This is a genomic window from Jiella sp. M17.18 (assembly GCF_041027365.1).
Lineage (GTDB): Bacteria > Pseudomonadota > Alphaproteobacteria > Rhizobiales > Rhizobiaceae > VKMB-3413.
Genome location: NZ_JBFTEH010000013.1, coordinates 98,594 through 116,926 on the forward strand (window position 1 = coordinate 98,594; position 18,333 = coordinate 116,926).

General features: G+C 67.9%; 18 protein-coding genes. 9 read left to right on the forward strand and 9 right to left on the reverse strand.

Annotated elements, in window-relative coordinates; all coding sequences use genetic code 11:
* The first annotated feature begins 8 nt into the window (after positions 1-8).
* Entirely contained in the window at positions 9-1,688 is a 1,680-nt protein-coding gene (gene hutU, locus AB5S17_RS20410) for a urocanate hydratase (protein ID WP_369242872.1), read from the forward strand.
* A 201-nt stretch (positions 1,689-1,889) separates the two neighbouring features.
* On the opposite strand, the gene AB5S17_RS20415 is transcribed toward hutU, so the two are convergent.
* Both AB5S17_RS20415 and AB5S17_RS20420 read right to left on the reverse strand, forming a co-directional pair.
* Positions 1,890-2,579 carry a methyl-accepting chemotaxis protein gene (locus tag AB5S17_RS20415; RefSeq protein ID WP_369242903.1) on the reverse strand — a complete coding sequence of 230 codons (690 nt, stop codon included), beginning with the start codon at positions 2,577-2,579 and terminating at the stop codon, positions 1,890-1,892.
* Entirely contained in the window at positions 2,500-3,909 is a 1,410-nt protein-coding gene (locus AB5S17_RS20420; RefSeq protein ID WP_369242874.1) for a cache domain-containing protein, read from the reverse strand. The genes AB5S17_RS20415 and AB5S17_RS20420 overlap by 80 nt, the downstream gene beginning before the upstream one ends.
* 265 nt (positions 3,910-4,174) lie before the next feature.
* Between AB5S17_RS20420 and AB5S17_RS20425 the strand changes: the two genes are divergently transcribed.
* Complete coding sequence (locus AB5S17_RS20425; RefSeq protein ID WP_369242876.1) at positions 4,175-4,357, forward strand: hypothetical protein; 183 nt, start codon at positions 4,175-4,177, stop codon at positions 4,355-4,357.
* 60 nt (positions 4,358-4,417) lie between these two features.
* On the opposite strand, the gene AB5S17_RS20430 is transcribed toward AB5S17_RS20425, so the two are convergent.
* The 7 genes from AB5S17_RS20430 to meaB form a co-directional block, all read right to left on the reverse strand.
* Positions 4,418-4,726 carry a virulence factor gene (locus tag AB5S17_RS20430; protein ID WP_369242878.1) on the reverse strand — a complete coding sequence of 103 codons (309 nt, stop codon included), beginning with the start codon at positions 4,724-4,726 and terminating at the stop codon, positions 4,418-4,420.
* 86 nt (positions 4,727-4,812) lie between these two features.
* Positions 4,813-6,714 (reverse strand): succinate dehydrogenase flavoprotein subunit, encoded by a 1,902-nt coding sequence (gene sdhA, locus AB5S17_RS20435; protein ID WP_369242879.1) that lies wholly within the window; start codon positions 6,712-6,714, stop codon positions 4,813-4,815.
* Between the two features lie 2 nt (positions 6,715-6,716).
* On the reverse strand, positions 6,717-7,097 hold the full coding sequence (gene sdhD, locus AB5S17_RS20440) for a succinate dehydrogenase, hydrophobic membrane anchor protein (RefSeq protein ID WP_369242881.1): 381 nt from the start codon (positions 7,095-7,097) through the stop codon (positions 6,717-6,719).
* A gap of 11 nt (positions 7,098-7,108) precedes the next feature.
* The gene (gene sdhC, locus AB5S17_RS20445) at positions 7,109-7,501 is read right to left on the reverse strand and encodes a succinate dehydrogenase, cytochrome b556 subunit (protein WP_369242883.1); all 393 of its coding nucleotides are present in this window, start codon (positions 7,499-7,501) and stop codon (positions 7,109-7,111) included.
* Between the two features lie 256 nt (positions 7,502-7,757).
* Positions 7,758-8,237 (reverse strand): GNAT family N-acetyltransferase, encoded by a 480-nt coding sequence (locus AB5S17_RS20450; protein ID WP_369242885.1) that lies wholly within the window; start codon positions 8,235-8,237, stop codon positions 7,758-7,760.
* Positions 8,238-8,720: 483 nt separating this feature from the next.
* Complete coding sequence (locus tag AB5S17_RS20455) at positions 8,721-9,512, reverse strand: NYN domain-containing protein (RefSeq protein ID WP_369242887.1); 792 nt, start codon at positions 9,510-9,512, stop codon at positions 8,721-8,723.
* A gap of 178 nt (positions 9,513-9,690) precedes the next feature.
* On the reverse strand, positions 9,691-10,689 hold the full coding sequence (gene meaB / locus AB5S17_RS20460) for a methylmalonyl Co-A mutase-associated GTPase MeaB (protein WP_369242889.1): 999 nt from the start codon (positions 10,687-10,689) through the stop codon (positions 9,691-9,693).
* A gap of 203 nt (positions 10,690-10,892) precedes the next feature.
* On the opposite strand from meaB, the gene pqqA reads away from it, so the two are divergent.
* The 7 genes from pqqA (at position 10,893) to AB5S17_RS20495 (ending at position 18,182) form a co-directional block, all read left to right on the forward strand.
* A complete protein-coding gene (gene pqqA / locus AB5S17_RS20465) occupies positions 10,893-10,970 on the forward strand; it encodes a pyrroloquinoline quinone precursor peptide PqqA (RefSeq protein ID WP_369242905.1) in 78 nt (25 codons plus the stop codon).
* Between the two features lie 42 nt (positions 10,971-11,012).
* Positions 11,013-11,927, forward strand: coding sequence for a pyrroloquinoline quinone biosynthesis protein PqqB (gene pqqB, locus AB5S17_RS20470; protein WP_369242907.1), 915 nt, complete (start codon positions 11,013-11,015; stop codon positions 11,925-11,927).
* On the forward strand, positions 11,924-12,694 hold the full coding sequence (gene pqqC, locus AB5S17_RS20475; protein WP_369242891.1) for a pyrroloquinoline-quinone synthase PqqC: 771 nt from the start codon (positions 11,924-11,926) through the stop codon (positions 12,692-12,694). The genes pqqB and pqqC overlap by 4 nt, the downstream gene beginning before the upstream one ends.
* Positions 12,691-12,969 carry a pyrroloquinoline quinone biosynthesis peptide chaperone PqqD gene (pqqD, locus tag AB5S17_RS20480; protein WP_369242893.1) on the forward strand — a complete coding sequence of 93 codons (279 nt, stop codon included), beginning with the start codon at positions 12,691-12,693 and terminating at the stop codon, positions 12,967-12,969. Before pqqC ends, pqqD begins: the two co-directional genes overlap by 4 nt.
* Positions 12,966-14,117, forward strand: coding sequence for a pyrroloquinoline quinone biosynthesis protein PqqE (gene pqqE, locus AB5S17_RS20485; protein ID WP_369242895.1), 1,152 nt, complete (start codon positions 12,966-12,968; stop codon positions 14,115-14,117). Before pqqD ends, pqqE begins: the two co-directional genes overlap by 4 nt.
* Before the next feature lie 404 nt (positions 14,118-14,521).
* On the forward strand, positions 14,522-15,436 hold the full coding sequence (locus AB5S17_RS20490) for a crotonase/enoyl-CoA hydratase family protein (RefSeq protein WP_369242897.1): 915 nt from the start codon (positions 14,522-14,524) through the stop codon (positions 15,434-15,436).
* A gap of 322 nt (positions 15,437-15,758) precedes the next feature.
* Positions 15,759-18,182 carry a putative bifunctional diguanylate cyclase/phosphodiesterase gene (locus AB5S17_RS20495; protein ID WP_369242899.1) on the forward strand — a complete coding sequence of 808 codons (2,424 nt, stop codon included), beginning with the start codon at positions 15,759-15,761 and terminating at the stop codon, positions 18,180-18,182.
* Positions 18,183-18,333: the final 151 nt, after the last annotated feature.

Below are 18,333 nucleotides of genomic sequence, written 5' to 3' on the forward strand. Positions count from 1 at the left end.
GCCGCTTCATGACCACGACGCCGATCCGTCTCGACAACGCCCGCAAGATCTCGGCCCCGCGCGGCAGCGAGATCTCCGCCAAGAGCTGGCTGACCGAGGCGCCGCTGCGCATGCTGATGAACAATCTCGACGCCGAGGTCGCGGAGAAGCCGCAGGAGCTCGTCGTCTATGGCGGCATCGGGCGGGCGGCGCGCGACTGGCAGAGCTTCGACCGGATCGTCGCGGCTCTGCGCGAGCTGGAGAGCGACGAGACGCTGCTCGTCCAGTCGGGCAAGCCGGTCGGGGTGTTCCGGACCCACAAGGACGCCCCGCGCGTCCTCATCGCCAATTCCAACCTCGTGCCGCACTGGGCGACCTGGGAGCATTTCAACGAGCTCGATCGCAAGGGGCTCGCCATGTACGGCCAGATGACGGCCGGCTCCTGGATCTACATCGGCAGCCAGGGCATCGTGCAGGGCACCTACGAGACGTTCGTGGAAATGGGCCGCCAGCACTATGGCGGCGACCTCTCCGGCCGCTGGATCCTCACCGCCGGGCTCGGCGGCATGGGCGGCGCGCAGACGCTCGCCGCCACCATGGCCGGCGCCTCGTGCCTCGCCGTCGAATGCCGGCCGTCCTCGATCGAGTTCCGGCTGAAGACCGGCTATGTCGACCGTCAGGCGAAGGATCTCGACGAAGCGCTGGCGATGATCGAGGAGGCGACGGCCGCGAAGACGCCCGTCTCCGTCGCACTCCTCGGCAACATGGCGGAGATCCTGCCGGAAATGGTCCGGCGCGGCGTGCGCCCCGACATCCTGACCGACCAGACGTCGGCGCACGACCCGGTCAACGGCTACCTGCCGGCCGGCTGGACGCTCGACGAATGGGAGCGTGCCCGCGAGCGCGATCCGAAAGCCGTCACATCAGCCGCCAAGGCGTCGATGGCGGTGCATGTGAAGGCGATGCTCGACCTCTACAAGGCGGGCGTTCCGACCGTCGACTACGGCAACAACATCCGCCAGATGGCGCTGGAGGAGGGCGTCGGCGACGCCTTCGCCTTCCCGGGCTTCGTGCCGGCCTATATCCGGCCGCTGTTCTGCCGCGGCATCGGGCCGTTCCGCTGGGCGGCGCTGTCCGGCGATCCGGAGGACATCTACAGGACCGACGCCAAGGTGAAGGAGCTCCTGCCGGACAACGCCCATCTCCACAACTGGCTGGACATGGCAAAGGAGCGCATCCGCTTCCAGGGCCTGCCGTCGCGAATCTGCTGGGTCGGGCTCGGCGACCGGCACCGCCTGGGATTGGCCTTCAACGAGATGGTCGCGTCGGGCGAATTGAAGGCGCCCGTCGTCATCGGCCGCGACCACCTCGATTCCGGCTCCGTCGCTTCGCCGAACCGCGAGACCGAGGCGATGCGGGACGGCTCGGACGCCGTCTCCGACTGGCCGCTGCTCAACGCGCTCCTCAACACCGCCTCCGGGGCGACCTGGGTGTCGCTGCACCACGGCGGCGGCGTCGGCATGGGCTTTTCGCAGCATGCCGGCATGGTGATCGTCGCCGACGGCACCGAGGACGCCGCCCGCCGCCTCGAACGCGTGCTCTGGAACGACCCCGCCACCGGCGTCATGCGCCATGCCGACGCCGGCTATCAGGACGCGGTGGCGTGCGCGGAGGAGAAGGGGCTGAAGCTGCCGGGCATCCTGGGATAGGTCGCGCGGCGCCGGGCGCCGAGCGCGGCCCTCGCGGGGATCGGGCGGGCGGCCCTTCCATTCGCCGGCCGGTGGTACTGGGGACTGTGAAGCGGTTGCCGACAACGGGCTGACGCGGGCTGGCGTCCGAAACGGCAAGGGGCCGGCCGTTGCCGGCCGACCCCTTCATGGATTTCTACGCCTTGCGGGGACGAACGGGGCTCAGAACTCCTCCCAGCTTTCCTCGGCTGTTGCGGCCGCGGGCTTGCGGGCGGCGCCGCCCGATCCCGAGGCGCGCAGCTGCGGCACGGGACGCGCGGCGGCAGGGCGCGGCGCCGGCGCCTGGGCCGCCGGCTGGGCGCGCTTTGCCGAAGCCGTTGCGCTCTTGGTCTTGAACTTCGTGATGGCGGCTGCCAGCTCGTCGGTCTCGGCTGCCAGCGTCTGCGCCGCCGCGGTGGACTCTTCCACCATCGCCGCGTTCTGCTGGGTCACCTTGTCCATCTGGTCGGCCGCCGTCGAGACCTCGCGCAGGCTCACCGCCTGCTCGCGCGCCGAGGCGGCGATCGTCGCGATCACCTCGGTCATCGAGGAGACCTCCGCGACGATTTCCTCCAGCGACTGGCCCGACGCCGTCACCAGCTCGACGCCCCGCCCGACCTGTTCGCCGGATGCCTGGATCAGCCCCTTGATCTCCTTGGCCGCCTCCGCCGAGCGCTGGGCCAGGCCCCGCACCTCCTGCGCGACCACCGCGAAGCCCTTGCCGGCCTCGCCCGCGCGCGCCGCCTCGACGCCGGCGTTCAGGGCCAGGAGGTTGGTCTGGAAGGCGATCTCGTCAATCACCGAGATGATCTGGCCGATCTGGTTGGACGAGGCCTCGATCTGGCTCATCGCCTCGACCGCCCGGGCGACGATGGCGCCGCCCTTCGCGGCCTTCTCGCGGGCCGCGCTCGCCACCTTCTGAGCGTTGCCGGCGCCGTCGGCGGTCTGGTTCACCGCCCCGGTCACCTCGCCGAGCGCCGCCACCGTCTCCTCCAGGCTCGCCGCCTGCTGCTCGGTGCGCTGGGCGAGGTCGCCCGAGGCGATGGTGATCTCGGAAAGCCCGGTGCGGATCGAGCCGACCGAGGTGAGCACCTGGCCGATCGCGCCCTCGAGCGCCTCGACCGAGGCGTTGAACTTGGCCCGGATCGGCTCGAATTCCGGCGCCACCTGGCCGGCCATGCGCACGGTGAGGTCGCCGGCCGACAGCCGGTCGAAGCCCACNCGCCCGGATCGGCTCGAATTCCGGCGCCACCTGGCCGGCCATGCGCACGGTGAGGTCGCCCGCCGACAGCCGGTCGAAGCCCACCTCGACCATGCCGACGAAGGCCCTAAGGTCCTCGGCCTTGGCATTGTCCAGCGCCGCCTGACGCTGCTTGGCCTGGTCCTGCGAAATCCGCGCCGCCTCGGCCTCCTCGGCGAGGCGGTCACGCTCGATCGCCTGCTCCTTGAACACCTGCACCGCGCCGGCCATCTCGCCGAGCTCGTCGCCGCGGCCGATCGCCGGCACTTCCACGCTCTTGTCGCCCGAGGCGAGGCGCCGCATCGCCTCGGTCATGGCGTTGATCGGCCGCGAGATCGACCGGGCCAGCGGCCAGGCGCAGGCGACGAGCACGAGAAGCAGGAGGCCGGACCAGGCGAGGGTCTTGTAGACCTCCTTCATGAACTGTGCGTCGAGATCGTCGACATAGAGGCCGGCGGCGACGGTCCAGTCCCAAGGCTGGAACAGCTGGGCGTAGGAGAGCTTCGGCTGCAACTCCTTCGAGCCCTTCAGCCGAGGCCGGTAATAGGTGGTGAAGCCGCCGCCCTTGTGGGCGTTCTCGACCATCTCCTTGTTGTAGTACTTGCCGGTCGGGTCGACAGCTGTGAAGGAGTCGGTCCCCGTCAGCTTCGGATCCGGATGCATGACCCGGAGGCCCTTGCCGTCCATCATGAAGAGATAGTCGTTCTGGCCGAAGCGGATCGGCAGCGATGCCTCGCGGGCGCGATCCTGCGCCTCCTTCAGCGTCATCTCGCCCTTCTCGACCTTGGCCTGGAAGCCGGCGAGCATCGAGATCGCGCTCTGGACCTGGGAGACGATGAGGTTCTTGCGGTCCTTCCAGATCGTCTCGTGCAGCGAGTAGAGCTGCAGCGACATTGCGACGATGCTGACAAGGGCCGCGACGGCGATGAGGGCCGACAGTTTGCGCGTAATCGAAAAGTTCATCGAGTCCGTCCAGAGGCTTGCGCATGATGCGACGAACCGGATGTTCGACCGCTTCCCCGTTCGGTAGCCCGGAACACTTTAAAGAGGGATGAACTACAGCCGCTCTGACCTTGCGGAACAAGCAAGGGCGCCGGACGATCTGCGGGAAAGGGCGGCGGAACGCTACGGAGAGTTGAGGCAACTTCGCCGTGATGCCTGGCTTGCCCCTGGGAACGTCCGGGCACCCTCTGCGGTTCTGTGGCAGGCCTTTACGGGAGAGAGCACCATGTCCGAGACGAAGCCGGTTCCGCCGAAGACGCGGGAAAAGCCGGACCTTGCCGACAACGCCATCGAGCGCACCGACAACGCCTTCGCGGGCAAGCCGGACGACGAGCGCCTGATCGGCCGCGACATTCCAATCGAGGAGCAGGACAAGGAAGAGGCGGAGAACGACCCGTTCGGTCCATGAGGCGCGACGAAGTCTTGCCGATCGAAGGACGAGCGTGAGGCCCTGACTGAAAGAGGCGGTTCAGGGCTTCTTGCGGTTCGCCACCCGCTCGACCGCCGGCATGAGGTCGTTGTTGTCCTCGATCCGGAGCATCCGGATATCCCGGACCGAGGGCGCAAACCAGTCGAACTCCGCCGTCATGTCCTGAATGGTCAGGACGCAGGAGACCGCGTCGACGCTGTCGTCGCCGAAATAGGTGCTGCCCTGCTGCCAGCCGAAACCGCGCCTTTTTAGGAAATTGCGCACGTCGGAATAGGCATTGTTCCAGGAAGGGCCGCCATAAACCTCTTTCAGGCTGTTGGTATCGAGGTCGAAGACGATGGCGAACATGGATCCTGACCGCCGGCTGTTATGTCCGATGGAAGACATGAGGCGTCTCCTTCAGAGGGCAAGAAACAGCCGGCGATCACGTTCTGTCAATACACCCGCTTCTTCGGCTCGATGTAGTCGATCTGGTTCGACAGCGTGTAGGTGTGCACCGGCCGGTCCTCCAGAGTGACGGTCTTCTCGACCGTGTCGCAGAAGGACAGGGTGTGCTTCATCCAGTTGGCGTCGTCGCGCTCGGGATAGTCCTCGCGGGCGTGGGCGCCGCGCGATTCCGTCCGGTTGCGGGCCGAATCCATCGTCACCACCGCCTGGGCGATGAGGTTGTCGTATTCCAGCGTCTCGACGAGGTCGGTGTTCCAGATCAGCGAGCGGTCGGTGACGCGCACGTCGTCGGAGGCGCGCCAGACGTCGTGGATCTTCTCGTGACCCTCCTCCAGCACCTCGCCGGTGCGGAACACCGCGCAGTTCGACTGCATGGTCTGCTGCATCCGGTTCCGCAGCTCCGCCGTCGGGGTCGACCCGGAGGCGTAGCGGAAGCGATCGAGACGGGAAAGCGCGTTCTCGCCGGCACCGGTCGGCAGGTCCGGCTGGCCCTCCGACGGTGTCACGGTCTCGGCGCAGCGCAGCGCCGCGGCGCGGCCGAAGACGACGAGGTCGATCAGCGAGTTGGAGCCGAGGCGGTTGGCGCCGTGGACCGACACGCAGCCGGCCTCGCCGACCGCCATCAGGCCCGGCACGACCGCATCCGGATCGCCGTCCTTCTTGGTCAGAACCTCGCCGTGGAAGTTCGTCGGGATGCCGCCCATGTTGTAGTGCACCGTCGGCAGGACCGGGATCGGCTCCTTGGTGACGTCGACGCCGGCGAAGATGCGCGCCGATTCCGAGATGCCGGGCAGGCGCTCGTGCAGCACCGCCGGATCGAGGTGGTCGAGGTGCAGGAAGATGTGGTCCTTGTTCTTGCCGACGCCGCGGCCCTCGCGGATCTCCATCGTCATGGACCGGGACACCACGTCGCGCGAGGCGAGGTCCTTGGCCGAGGGGGCGTAGCGCTCCATGAAGCGCTCGCCCTCGGAGTTCGTGAGGTAGCCGCCTTCGCCTCTGGCGCCCTCGGTGATGAGGCAGCCGGCGCCGTAGATGCCGGTCGGGTGGAACTGCACGAACTCCATGTCCTGCAGCGGCAGGCCCGCGCGCAGCACCATGCCGCCGCCATCGCCGGTGCAGGTATGGGCCGAGGTGGCGGAGAAGTAGGCGCGGCCGTAGCCGCCGGTCGCGAGGATCGTCTTCTTGGCGCGGAATCGGTGGATCGTGCCGTCGTCGAGGCAGAGGGCGACGACGCCGCGGCAGACGCCTTCCTCGTCCATGATCAGGTCGATGGCGAAATATTCGATGAAGAACTCGGTCGAATGGCGCAGCGACTGGCCGTAGAGCGTGTGCAGGATCGCATGGCCGGTGCGGTCGGCGGCGGCGCAGGTGCGCTGGGCGGCGGGGCCCTGGCCGAACTCGGTGGTCATGCCGCCGAACGGGCGCTGGTAGATCTTGCCGTCCTCGGTGCGCGAGAAGGGCACGCCGAAGTGCTCGAGCTCGTAGACCGCCTGCGGCGCGTTGCGGACCAGATATTCGATGGCGTCCTGATCGCCCAGCCAGTCCGACCCCTTGACGGTGTCGTACATGTGCCAGCGCCAGTCGTCCTTGCCCATGTTGCCGAGCGAGGCGGCGACGCCGCCCTGCGCGGCGACGGTGTGCGAGCGGGTCGGGAAGACCTTGGTGACGCAGGCGGTGCGAAGCCCGGCCTGGGCGGCGCCGAGCGTCGCGCGCAGGCCGGCGCCGCCGGCGCCGACCACCACGACGTCGAAGGTGTGGTCGACGAAGGCGTAGGCCTTGCCGTTCTGGCCGGGCGCAGTGCGGTGCGGCTGCGCGGTGTAGCCGCCGGTGCCGTCCGGCTTGGCGCTCGGCTGGGTGGCGCCGTTGGCGGTGGTTCCGTTCTCGGCCATGGTCAGCCTCCGAAGCTCATCTTGAGGATCGCGATCAGGCTCGCGGCGGCGATCACGAAAGCGAAGAAGGTGTTGAGGATGAGGAGCGGCATCTTGGCGCCGCCATGCACGTAGTCCTCGATGATCACCTGCATGCCGAGCTTCATGTGGTAGGTCGCCGACAGCACGACCAGCGCCATGACGATGCCGACGAACGGATTGCCGAAGGCGTCGCGCACGCCGAGGTAATTGTCGTGGTGCAGCGAGATCGCCAGCACGACGAAGAAGGTGATGAGGACGATGTTGGAGACGGCGGTCAGGCGCTGATGCCAGAAATGGTCGGTGCCGCCGCGGGTGGCACCGAGGCCGCGCACCCGGCGCAGGGGAGTTCTGAAGTTTTCCATCGGGCCGTTCCTCAGGTGAAGATCACGATGATGAGCCACAGGACGATCGTCGCGACGAGTGAGGCGACCAGCGTCATCTGGGCCATCCGCGTCGAGGTCTCCTTCTGGAGGCCGTGGCCGGTGTCCCAGGTCAGGTGGCGGATGCCGCCGAATGCGTGGTGCAGCAGCGCCCAGCTGTAGCCGAACAGGATGAGTTCGCCGATGATCGAGCCGAAGAAGTTGGCCGCCGTCTCGTAGGCATCCGGCCCGCTCGCCGCGGCGACCAGCCACCAGACGAAGAACAGCGTGCCGACATAGAGCGCGCCGCCGGTGATGCGGTGCATGATCGACATCGCCATGGTCGGGCGGAATTTGTAGATGGTCAGATGCGGCGATAGGGGCCGCGCGGATTTGACGTCGGACATCGGTGCCTTCCTGTCCCTGCAAGCTTGCGCGGCCCGCATTTAGCACGAATGTGCGCTGCCGCAACGCGCATGGAAGGCTTCTAAGAGGACGAAGGCGCCGCCGAAAGCAAGCCGTTCGGCGCAAGGCCTCCCGTCTCGCAGCCGCTTAATCGATTAGGCGCGACAGAGGAGCGCGGCCGGCGGGCGCTCGGCGCATTCCGCAGGAAATAGGACGGGCGGCCGCGGCGGCGGTGCCAAAGCCATTCTTCCGACCGAATCAGCGCGGCGCCGGCTGGCGATCGGCGAAGCGGATGACGTAGCTCGCCCAGTCGGCGGGCTCGGCGACCTTCTCGTAGAGCCGGCGCCCGGTGCCGGGATTGCGCGGTGCATGCAGCACCAGCTTCGACCAGCCGCGCCCGTCCGCTTCTTCCGCCAGGACGTCGATCATCGCCTTGGCGATGCCTTTGCGGCGGTGGCTGTGGTCGACATAGATGTGGTCGGCGAGGCCGGAGCGCATGCCGGTCCACACGTCCGGAATGTCGTAGAACAGGATGAAGCCGACGAGGGCGCCGTCGAGCCGCGCGCCGAGCGCCTCGGCGGTGCGATCCTGCAGCAGCTGCTCGGCGTAGTAGGTGTCCGGCGCGCCGGGGGCGCCGCGGAACAGTGACTGGTTGTAGGCCGCGATCAGCGGCGCGAGGTCGCGCGCGTCCGACAGGCGCAGCTTTCTGATCTCGAAGTCCGGTGCGGGAGTCTCCATGCGGCGATGTTCATCGGAACGCCCGCAAGGTCAAGCCTGCCTCCGCGCAGCGCGAGAGCGACCGGCGGGATGGGGCCACGCCATCCGATCGCACGGGGCACGCCTTCTTGTCGCATACAGTCCCGGCCACCGGCCTACTCCTTGACGCTCGCCGGCATCGGCGTAAAGTCCTTATGCAGATGCCTCGGGAGGTACACATGGAACCACCCCAGCAGGACGCCGCCTAGACGACAGGATCTGTTGTTCGGGATCCTGTCCAGCGGCTTGTCACTGACACGCCTCGGGAGCGGCCGACGAGCCGCCGGAGCCGTGGAACAGGCTCGACCTTCGCCGCTCCCCGAGGTGCCATCTCCGCCCGCGACTATGGGGACGTTCTGTCGGTTGCCCATCCCGTGGGCCCGCCGGGGTTGCCGCTCTCCTGTTCGCATCTCGAGTGTCGCCGGCAGGCCGAACCCGGCCGGTCCCACCGCTCGCTCCCGGCTCCTATTTTTCAGCCGCCTTCCGCGTCGTTGTCCGCCGCGCGGTGCTGCGCCGCCGTTGCGGCGCGCGCTTCGGCTTCAGCCGGATTCGCACGCTGCCACCCTCCGGATCGTCGACCTCGAACAGATCGGTCGAGCGCACGAGGTCGGACAGCTTCTTGAAGCCGTAGGTGCGGGGGTCGAAGTCGGAGGAGAGGTTGAGGATCTGCTTGCCGAAGCTGCCGAGATTCACCCAGCCGTCCTCGGTGTCCATCTGGTCGATCACCCGCTTGAGCAGATTGGCCGCCTCCTGCGGCTTGGCGAGCGGCGCCGAACCATTGTCCTCGCCGGCGGAGATCCGCTCCGGCAGGAGGTTCTCGGTGTAGATGAAGCGGCGGCAGGCCTGGCGGAAGCTCTCCGGCGTCTTCTGCTCGCCGAAGCCGTAGACGTCGACGCCCTGCTCGCGGATGCGGGCGGCGAGCCGGGTGAAGTCCGAATCGGAGGAGACGAGGCAGAAGCCGTCGAGCCGGCCCGAATGCAAAAGGTCCATCGCGTCGATGACGAGGGTGATGTCCGAGGCGTTCTTGCCCTGGGTGTAGGCGAACTGCTGCTGCGGGATGATCGCGTGGCGGGCGAGGATGTCGGCCCAGCCCTTGGAGCGCTGGTTGGAGAAGTCGCCATAGATCCGGCGCACGCTCGCCTCGCCGATCTTGGCGATCTCCTCGAACAGCCCGTCGGCAATGCGCGACGAAGCGTTGTCCGCGTCGATGAGGACGGCGAGGCGGGGCGTTCGGTCGGATCGCTGGGTGGCGGACATGGCGGCTCCTCATGGTTTCGTCGCGTCCGCAGTTAAGGCGAAGCGATCCGACGAATAGACGGTCCGGTTCGAATGCGCGCGGGGCCCGGAAGAATTTCGTCGGCTGAAGCCGCCGATGATGCGGTCACCTCTGTTCCGATTTCCTATCGGGGGCGTCGGATCGGGCACGCGCCGCGCGTCAGGTCGGCTCCCCGGGCAGGCCCAGTCGGTCGAGGATTTCCTCGGCCACGGCCGTCGGCGCGCGGCTTCCGGTGCCGACCGCGGCTTCTGCCTCGGCCAAGGCCGCGCGCGCCTGTTTCCCAGAGAGCACCCGCCGACGCAGCGCCTCGTCGAGGCTCGCCTTCAGCCAGCCGATGCGCTGCCCGGCGCGGCGCGCCTGCCAGGCCCCGTTCGCCTGGTGAACCGCGCGATGGCGAAGGACCGTCTCCCAGAGCGCGTCCAGGCCGGCGCCCGTCGCCCCCGAAACGGTCAATACCGGAACGCGCCAGTCGGGGGAGGGCGGCGAGAGGATGTTCAGCGCCGAACGCAGCTCCGAGGCGGCCCGCTCGGCGCGAGGCCTGTCCTCGCCGTCGGCCTTGTTCAGGGCGACGATGTCGGCGATCTCGAGGATCCCCTTCTTGATGCCCTGCAGTTCGTCGCCGCCGCCGGCGATCATCAGGAGCACCACCAGATCCACCATGCCGGCGACGGCGACTTCGGCCTGGCCGACCCCCATGGTCTCGACGATCACGACGTCGAAGCCCGCGGCCTCGCAGAGAAGCATGGTCTCGCGGGTCTTCGCCGCGACGCCGCCGAGCGTGCCGGAGGAGGGCGAGGGGCGCACGAAGGCGTTCGCATCGCTCGCCAGGCGGTGCATCCGCGTCTTGTCGCCGAGGATCGAGCCGCCGCTGCGCACCGAAGACGGATCGACGGCGAGCACCGCCACCTTGTGCCCCTGCTCGGTCAGCATCGACCCCAGCGCATCGATCAGCGTCGACTTGCCGGCGCCGGGAACGCCGCTGATGCCGATCCGGATCGTGCCCTGCGGCAGCGGCGCCAGCCGGTCGAGCACCGACGCCGCGAGCGCCCGGTGATCGGCCCGCGTCGACTCGGCGAGGGTGATCGCCCGGCTGAGGGCGGCGCGCCGGCCGGTCCTGATCGCCGCCGCCAGCTCTTCGGGGTCGGGTGAGTTCGCCATGGCTTCAGCCTTACGGGCCGGCCTCCCGCCTGTCGACGCCCGCGGCTGCATGGCTGGGAAACATTCCCGATCTTTTCGCGCGGCAACCCTTTGCTTCCGTTTCGGGTTCTAGGCCGGTGCGCCTTCTGCTATGAAAGACCGGCAGTGGGCATCGTAGAAGAGATCGGTCCCCGCGATCGGTCTCGGCTTATTGGAGAAGTACAATGGCCTGGAACAAGCCGGTTATCACCGAAGTCTGCGTCGCGATGGAAATCAACGGCTACATGCCGGTCGAATTCTAATTGACGATGCATGAAGATAGCCGCGGGCGGGAGAATCCTCGCCTGCGGCTTTTCATTTTGGGGTCGGCGGCGGGAGGCGGCTATCCCCAGTGGAACTGTCTGTGCGACGTCTGCCGGCTGTATTGGGCGGGCGACGAACGGGTGGCCGCGCGATCGCAGTCGTCGATCGCCGCGACGGCGGACGGGATCCACTGGCTCCTCCTCAACGCTTCGCCGGACCTCAGGCAGCAGATCATGGCCTCAGGGCCGCTGCGGCCGGACGCGGATGCGCGGGATGACGCCCGGCGGTCGAGCCCCATCTCCGCGGTGCTGGTCACCAATGGCGACGTGGATCATGTCGCCGGCCTCCTGACGCTTCGCGAGAAGCAGGATTTCGCCCTCTACGGGACGGCGGGCGTGCTCGGCGTCATCGCCGACAACCCCGTCTTTTCCGTGCTCGATCCCGCGCATGTGCGGCGCGAGCCGGTCAGGGCGGAAGAGCCGTTCTCGCCGGTTCCCGGGCTTGAGGTCGAGATCTTCCCGGTGCCCGGCAAGGTGCCGCTCTATCTGGAGCGGGGCGAGGTCGATGTCGGCGAGGAAGGCGAGATGACCGTCGGCGTGCGGCTGACGGCCCACGGCCGCACCGCCTATTACATTCCCGGCTGCGCCCGCGTGACGGAGCCCTTGCGCGAGCGGCTGCGCGGCGCCGACGCGCTGCTCTTCGACGGGACGGTCTTCGTCGACGACGAGATGCGACGGGCCGGTGTCGGCGAGAAGACCGGCCGGCGCATGGGCCATATCCCGATCTCCGGCGAGGGCGGCAGCCTCGACGCCTTCGACGGCCTTGGGATCGGGACCCGCGCATACATACATATCAACAACACGAACCGGATCCTGATCGAAGGATCGGACGAGCGGAAGACGGTGGAAGCCGCCGGCTGGGCGGTCACCGCAGACGGGATGGAGATCGCGCCATGACGGGATCGGCGACGCGAATGATGGATCGGCCGGAGTTCGAGGCGGCGCTGCGCCAGATCGGCGAGGAACGCTACCATTCCCGCCACCCGTTCCAGATCAAGCTGCAGAACGGCGAGCTCACCCGGGCGCAGGTCCAGGCCTGGGCGCTGAACCGCTACTATTACCAGGCGAACATCCCGGTGAAGGATTCGCTGATCCTCGCCCGGCTGCAGACCCCGGAACTGCGCCGCGAATGGCGCCAGCGGATCATCGACCACGACGGTTCCGAGGGCGAGCGCGGCGGCATCGAGAAGTGGATCGCGCTGACCGACGGTGTCGGGCTGGACCGGGACTACGTCGTCTCCGGACGCGGCATCCTGCCGGGCACGCGCTTCGCCGTCGATGCCTATGTGCATTTCGTGCGCGACCGCACGCTGCTCGAAGCCATCGCCTCCTCGCTGACCGAGCTGTTTTCGCCGAGCGTCATCGGCGTGCGCACGAAGGGCATGCTCGCCCATTACGATTTCATCTCGCAGGAGACGCTCGCCTATTTCGACAAGCGGCCGGTGCAGGCCAAGCGCGACAGCGACTTCGCCCTGAACTACTGCCTGGAGAATGCCCGCCGCCCGGAGGAGCAGCAGGCGGTGATGGACGCGTTGCGCTTCAAGTGCGACGTCCTGTGGGCGCAACTCGATGCGCTGTACTTCTCCTATGTCGAGCCCGGCATGATCCCGCCCGGCGTCTGGCAGCCGGGCGAGGCGTCCGCCGCGATCGGAGCGGCGGCATGACCGGGATCGCCGACGACACGGTTCCGAAACTGCCGCACGGCGTGAAGTTCCGGGAGGACAAGGCCCGCGGCGGCTTCATCCTGGTCGGGCCCGAGCGGATCTTCAACGCCGACGGCGTCGCGACCGAGATCCTGAAGCGGGTCGACGGCAAGACCGACTTCGCCGGCATCGTCCGGCAGCTCACCGAGGTCTTCACCGCCGATGCCGCCACGATCCGCCCGGACGTCGAGAGCTTCCTCCTCGACCTTCGGGACAAGCAGATGGTGACGCTATGAGCGAGACCCTTCTTGTCGACCGCCCGGCGGCGCGCGAAAGGCAGGCGGAGCGGCCGGTGCCCGCCCCGCCGCTCGGCCTCCTCGCCGAGCTGACGCATCGCTGCCCCTTGCGCTGCACCTACTGCTCGAATCCGTTGCAGCTCGATCCGCGCTCGTCGGAGCTCGACACCGAGACGTGGAAGCGCGTGTTTGCCGAGGCCGCCGATCTCGGCGTCATCCACCTGCACCTGTCCGGCGGCGAGCCGACGGCGCGCAAGGACATCGTCGAGCTGACCCGGCATGCGAGCGAGGTCGGGCTCTACACCAACCTCATCACCTCCGGCATCGGCGTCCCGGAAGAGCAGCTCGACGCGCTGCTTCAGGCCGGCTGCGACCACGTCCAGCTGTCGCTGCAGGGCGCCGATGCCGGCGTGACCGAGCTGGTCGGCGGCTATCGCGGCGGCTTCGAGAAGAAGGAGGCCTTCGCCCATGCCGTCGTCGCGCGCGGCTTCCCGCTGACGCTGAACGCCGTCATCCATCGGATGAACATCCATCAGGTGCCGGCGATGATCGACAAGGCCGTCGCCTTCGGCGCGAAGCGGCTGGAGATCGCCCACACGCAATATTACGGCTGGGCGCTGAAGAACCGGGCGCAGCTGATGCCGGCGCGCGAGGACGTCGACCGCACGATTGCCGAGGTCGAGGAGGCGCGCGAGCGGCTGAAGGGCCGGCTCGTCATCGACGCGGTGTTCCCCGACTACTATGCCCGCTATCCGAAGCTCTGCAACGGCGGCTGGGGCGCGCGTACGCTGAGCGTCACGCCCTCCGGCAAGGCGCTGCCCTGCCACGCCGCCGAGACGATCACCCATCTCGACTTCTGGAGGGTGCAGGAGCATTCCCTCGGCGAGATCTGGCACGGCTCTCCGGCCTTCGAGGCCTATCGCGGCACCGACTGGATGAAGGAGCCCTGCCGCTCCTGCGAGCGCCGGCACGTCGACTTCGGCGGCTGCCGCTGCCAGGCCCTGGCGCTGACCGGCGATGCCGCCAATACCGACCCGGCCTGCATCAAGTCGCCGCTGCACGAGCGCCTCGGCGAGATCGCCGCGACGGAGTCGTCCGCCGTGAGCGATCCCGGCGCCGCGACCTATCGCGGCTTCCGCGCCGGCTGAGGAAGGGTACTACCCGAAGTAGTTGTTCGGGCCGACGTTGTCGGGACAGGTCGGCCATCGACCCTCGATCCGGCCGTCGGCCGTGGCAGCGCGCGCTCGCCCCCACCGCGGTGCGCAAGCCGCCTGCGAATCCCGTGGCAAGGCTTGCGGCCCTGCGGGCGGCCTTGCCCTTTTCGGGTCGCGCGGCCCGCCGCGGCGGGACAGCCGTCCGGCGCGATGTGAAGCGCTGGCCGCATCACCCCGGCCTCGCAGGCGGCCAGAACAAGCGCTCCTTGCTGCGCTGCGGCGTAGATTCCTGAAGGCGTTCACGGCACTAGCAGGAAATTAACTTCAAATTGAGTTCAAAGTTTACGAGTTGCTAACAAACGATTACCATCGTCACATCCTTAAGAGGAGACGGGGCGATGTTGAAAGCACGTTTGGACGCGGCCGAGCTGGCCGAGCCACAGCTCGACGGTCATGAACTCGTCGACCGGATCCACGATCTGACCGGGCCGCTTCCGCAGATCCAGCTGATGTACGAGCATGGCCTGGCGCTCTTGTGGATCGTCATGCGCCCGGAGCCGAAGCCGGTCTTCACCCTGCAGCTGGTCGACAGCGTCCGAAAGGTCCAGGGCGCGCTGGCCGAGCTGATCGATGGCGGCACCGCAAAGGTCAATCTCCTCGCCTACCGGACCGCCGGCTCGGTCTTCTCCCTCGGGGGGGATCTCGACTTCTACCTCGGCTGCCTGTCCCGTTCGGACCGCCAGGGCATGGAGACCTATGCCCGGGTCGCCTCCGACGTGATCCTGCGCAATTACGACGGGCTGGAAGGACGCGTGGCGACGGCCGCTGCGGTGCACGCTCGCGCACTGGGGGGCGGGATCGATCCGGCCCGGGCCTGCCATGTCATGGTCGCCGAGGAGTCGGCGACCTTCTGCTACCCGGAGGTGAACTACAACCACTTTCCGATCTCGGCCATTCCGGTCCTGTCCCGGCGGGCGGGGCGGATCGAGGCGGAGCGCATCCTGATGTCGGGCGAGGTCTATTCGGCCGAGGCGTTCCTGGCCAAGGGGATCGTGGACGCGGTCGTGCCGGACGGCGGCAGCGCGGCGTGGATCCGCAAATATGCCAAGAACGCTGCGGCCAGCCAGCGCGCGCGGCTGGCGATCACCACGGCGTTCAACAGCATGAACCCCGATCTCGCGGGCGAGCTGGCGACCGCTTCGGCGCGCTGGGTCGACCACATGATGTCCCTCGACGAGCAGGAGATTGGCAAGCTCCAGCGCATCGTGGCGGCTCAGGAGCGAATGCTCGCGCGGGAATTGGCCCGGGCCTAGGGATCGGATCGCGGGTCCCGCTCATTCCCGAGACCCGCGTCCGGAAACCGCCGTGCGGCAGTGCATCGAATGGTCGCGGCGTTTACCTTTACTACCGAAAATAGAGAACTGCTTTTCATCTTACGGCTCGTCGCGGCGACCGCGCAAACGGGCCGAAAATTCGGATAGCGCTTACATATCAATCGTCTAAAGTGTGTCGAAGGACGGCCGGAAGGGCCGTTAACTACTTCCCTCGGCTTACGGTAAATTGATCCGTTTAAGAGTCACCTGTTAACCTCTTCACCATATCTTGGCGTTTCAACGAACCCGTTCCGGGATGGCGATGGCGTCTAAGACCACCACAGGCGGCGATCCGACTGGCGCCAAGCTCGACGGCCTCCTCGATGCCGAACGCGCCGGTCCGCCGAACTGCGTGCAGGAGGAGCGGCGACGCTTCCTGATCGCGTCCCTGTTCGCCTCTCCCCCTTCGGTCATCATCTCGAACGCCGTCGGCGTGCTGGTCGCGTTCTTCACCTGGGAGATCACCGGCGAATCCGTCTTCCTCCTCCTCTCCGGGCTGAGCGCGCTGGTCCTGGTAGGGCGAACGGCCACGCTCTGGCGCTACGCGCGCATCGATCACGCGCAGGAGGACATGGCGCGGCTGAAGCGCTGGGACGCCGAGTTTCATCTCGGCGCGACCTCCTTCGCGCTGCTGCAGGGCCTGTGCTGCTTCTTCGCTCTGGAGGGAGGGAGCAGTTCCGCGGCCGAACTTCTGAACGTGATTGCGGCGATCGCCTTCGCGTCCGGCTATGTGGCCCGCAATGCCGGCCGCCCGACCTTCGTCTTCCTGCAGATGGCATGCCTGTGCCTGCCGCTGGGCGTGGGGCTCGCCCTGTCGCCGAGGCCTCACTACAGCCAGATCGCGGTGTTCATCGTTCTCTATGTGCTGACCAACATCGCCATCGTCTTCTCGCTCAATCGCAATATCCGCGCGCTGGCCGACAGCATGCTGGAGGCCCGCCGCAACGCCGCCGCGGCCAAGAAGGTCGCCGGCCAGGCGGATGTCGCGCTCCGGGCGATGACCCATGGCCTTGCCATGTATGACGGTTCGCTGGCGCTCGAGCTGGCGAACGAGCGCCACAGGGAGATCTACGGGGCGGACGCGCAGGATGCCGCTCCCGGCCTTCTGGATCTCATGACCCTGGCGGCCGAGAGGGGCCTTGTGACCCCGCGCGACGCCTGCAGGGTCAAGGATCTGCTCTCCGGCCCGGTCGCCGCCAACCTGCCGACGTCGCTGGAATCCACGGGGACGGACGGGCGCACCTTCGTCCTGCGGCTCGAGCCGACCGACGGCGGGGGCGTGCTCCTCGTCACCCAGGACGCCACGGTCGAGAAGCGGGCGCTGCTTCAGATCGAGACGATGGCGCGCCGGGACCGTCTCACCGGCCTGTCGAACCGCCACGAGCTCGATCGCCGGCTCGACGCGCTGGCAGCCGAGTTCGCCGCCGGTTCGAGTGCCGCGCTCATCCATGTGGACATCGACAACTTCAAGAACATCAACGACACGCTCGGGCACACCCTGGGAGACAAGGTACTGATCGCCGTCGCCTCGCGCATCGACGAGCTCGCGGCGTCGGCCGACCTCGTCGCCCGCTTCGGCGGCGACGAGTTCGTGGTCGTGATGTCCGGGGCGGGGGTCGAGGAAGCGGTCGAATGCGGCCGCCGGATTCTGGAGGCCATGCAGACACCGGTCCGGGCCGACGACCACACGATCAACGTCAGAGCCAGCATCGGCATCGCCGCCGGGCCGGACCATGCGTCGAACGGCGCGCAACTGCTGGCAGCGGCCGACCTTGCGCTGTACGAGGCGAAGGGCGCCGGCCGCGGCCGCGTCACGGTCTTCCGCAAGGAGATGGCTGCGAGCTTCCGCCGACGCGCCGAGCTGGAATCCGACATGCGGACGGCGCTGACGGACGATCAGTTCGACCTGAACTACCAGCCGATCATCGACCTTTCCACCGGCCGCATCACGGCGGTCGAAGCCTTGATCCGCTGGCACCATCCGACGAAGGGGCCGGTTTCGCCGGCGGAGTTCATCCCGCTGGCCGAACGCAACGGCCTGGTCTCGGATATCGGAGACTGGGTGATCCGGCGCGCCTGCCGCGATCTGGCGACCCTGCCGCGCGACGTCACCTGCGCCGTCAACGTGTCCTCCGTGCAGTTCGCCGACCCCGACAGGCTGGTCGCCGTCGTGCGCCGGTCTCTGGAGGAGCACGGCCAGCAGGGCGACCGGCTGGAGCTGGAACTGACCGAGACCGTCCTCATCGAAGACCAGGAGGACACGCGTCGGGCCATGGACGACCTCCGGCGGCTGGGTGTGCGCTTCGCGCTCGACGACTTCGGCACGGGCTATTCCTCGATCGGCTATCTCGCCTCCTTCCAGTTCGACAAGGTGAAGATCGACCGCTCCTTCGTCGAGCGCGTCATCGACGATGTCGCCTGTCGCTCCGTGATGGAACTCGTGCAGCTCCTGTCGCTGCAGCTGAAGTTCCGGGTCGTCGCCGAGGGAATAGAGACGGCCGAGCAGCTGGCCGCGGTCAGCGGGATCGGCATCGCGCTCGGCCAGGGCTACCTCTTCGGCGCGGCGCTGAAGCTTCCGGACCTCATCGAACTGATCAGGGTCACGCCGAACCGCGGGACGCGGCCCGGGCCGGTCGGAATGGGGCCGATGGCTCCGCCGAAGCCACTGCTTCGCAGCGTCTGCTGACCGACAGGTCGACGCGTGGCAGACCTGGGCGGGACGCGCTAGAGCGTTTCATAGGAGCTTTGAATCCGGCGATTCCGCCGCGGCTGGAAATGTGATTCAAGATGCTGGCTGGGTGGGAGGCCAGCATCGGATGGTCAGACCTCTTTCCAAT

Excerpts from the sequence above, each read along its gene's own strand:
- AB5S17_RS20495 (WP_369242899.1), top strand. The coding sequence starts at position 15,759 with ATGGCGTCTAAGACCACCACAGGCGGCGATCCGACTGGCGCCAAGCTC.
- pqqE (WP_369242895.1), top strand. The coding sequence starts at position 12,966 with ATGAGCGAGACCCTTCTTGTCGACCGCCCGGCGGCGCGCGAAAGGCAG.
- AB5S17_RS20425 (WP_369242876.1), top strand. The coding sequence starts at position 4,175 with ATGTCCGAGACGAAGCCGGTTCCGCCGAAGACGCGGGAAAAGCCGGAC.
- AB5S17_RS20455 (WP_369242887.1), bottom strand. The coding sequence starts at position 9,512 with ATGTCCGCCACCCAGCGATCCGACCGAACGCCCCGCCTCGCCGTCCTC.
- meaB (WP_369242889.1), bottom strand. The coding sequence starts at position 10,689 with ATGGCGAACTCACCCGACCCCGAAGAGCTGGCGGCGGCGATCAGGACC.
- hutU (WP_369242872.1), top strand. The coding sequence starts at position 9 with ATGACCACGACGCCGATCCGTCTCGACAACGCCCGCAAGATCTCGGCC.
- sdhD (WP_369242881.1), bottom strand. The coding sequence starts at position 7,097 with ATGGAAAACTTCAGAACTCCCCTGCGCCGGGTGCGCGGCCTCGGTGCC.
- AB5S17_RS20430 (WP_369242878.1), bottom strand. The coding sequence starts at position 4,726 with ATGTTCGCCATCGTCTTCGACCTCGATACCAACAGCCTGAAAGAGGTT.
- pqqC (WP_369242891.1), top strand. The coding sequence starts at position 11,924 with ATGACGGGATCGGCGACGCGAATGATGGATCGGCCGGAGTTCGAGGCG.
- pqqD (WP_369242893.1), top strand. The coding sequence starts at position 12,691 with ATGACCGGGATCGCCGACGACACGGTTCCGAAACTGCCGCACGGCGTG.
- sdhC (WP_369242883.1), bottom strand. The coding sequence starts at position 7,501 with ATGTCCGACGTCAAATCCGCGCGGCCCCTATCGCCGCATCTGACCATC.
- pqqA (WP_369242905.1), top strand. The coding sequence starts at position 10,893 with ATGGCCTGGAACAAGCCGGTTATCACCGAAGTCTGCGTCGCGATGGAA.
- sdhA (WP_369242879.1), bottom strand. The coding sequence starts at position 6,714 with ATGGCCGAGAACGGAACCACCGCCAACGGCGCCACCCAGCCGAGCGCC.
- AB5S17_RS20490 (WP_369242897.1), top strand. The coding sequence starts at position 14,522 with ATGTTGAAAGCACGTTTGGACGCGGCCGAGCTGGCCGAGCCACAGCTC.
- AB5S17_RS20450 (WP_369242885.1), bottom strand. The coding sequence starts at position 8,237 with ATGGAGACTCCCGCACCGGACTTCGAGATCAGAAAGCTGCGCCTGTCG.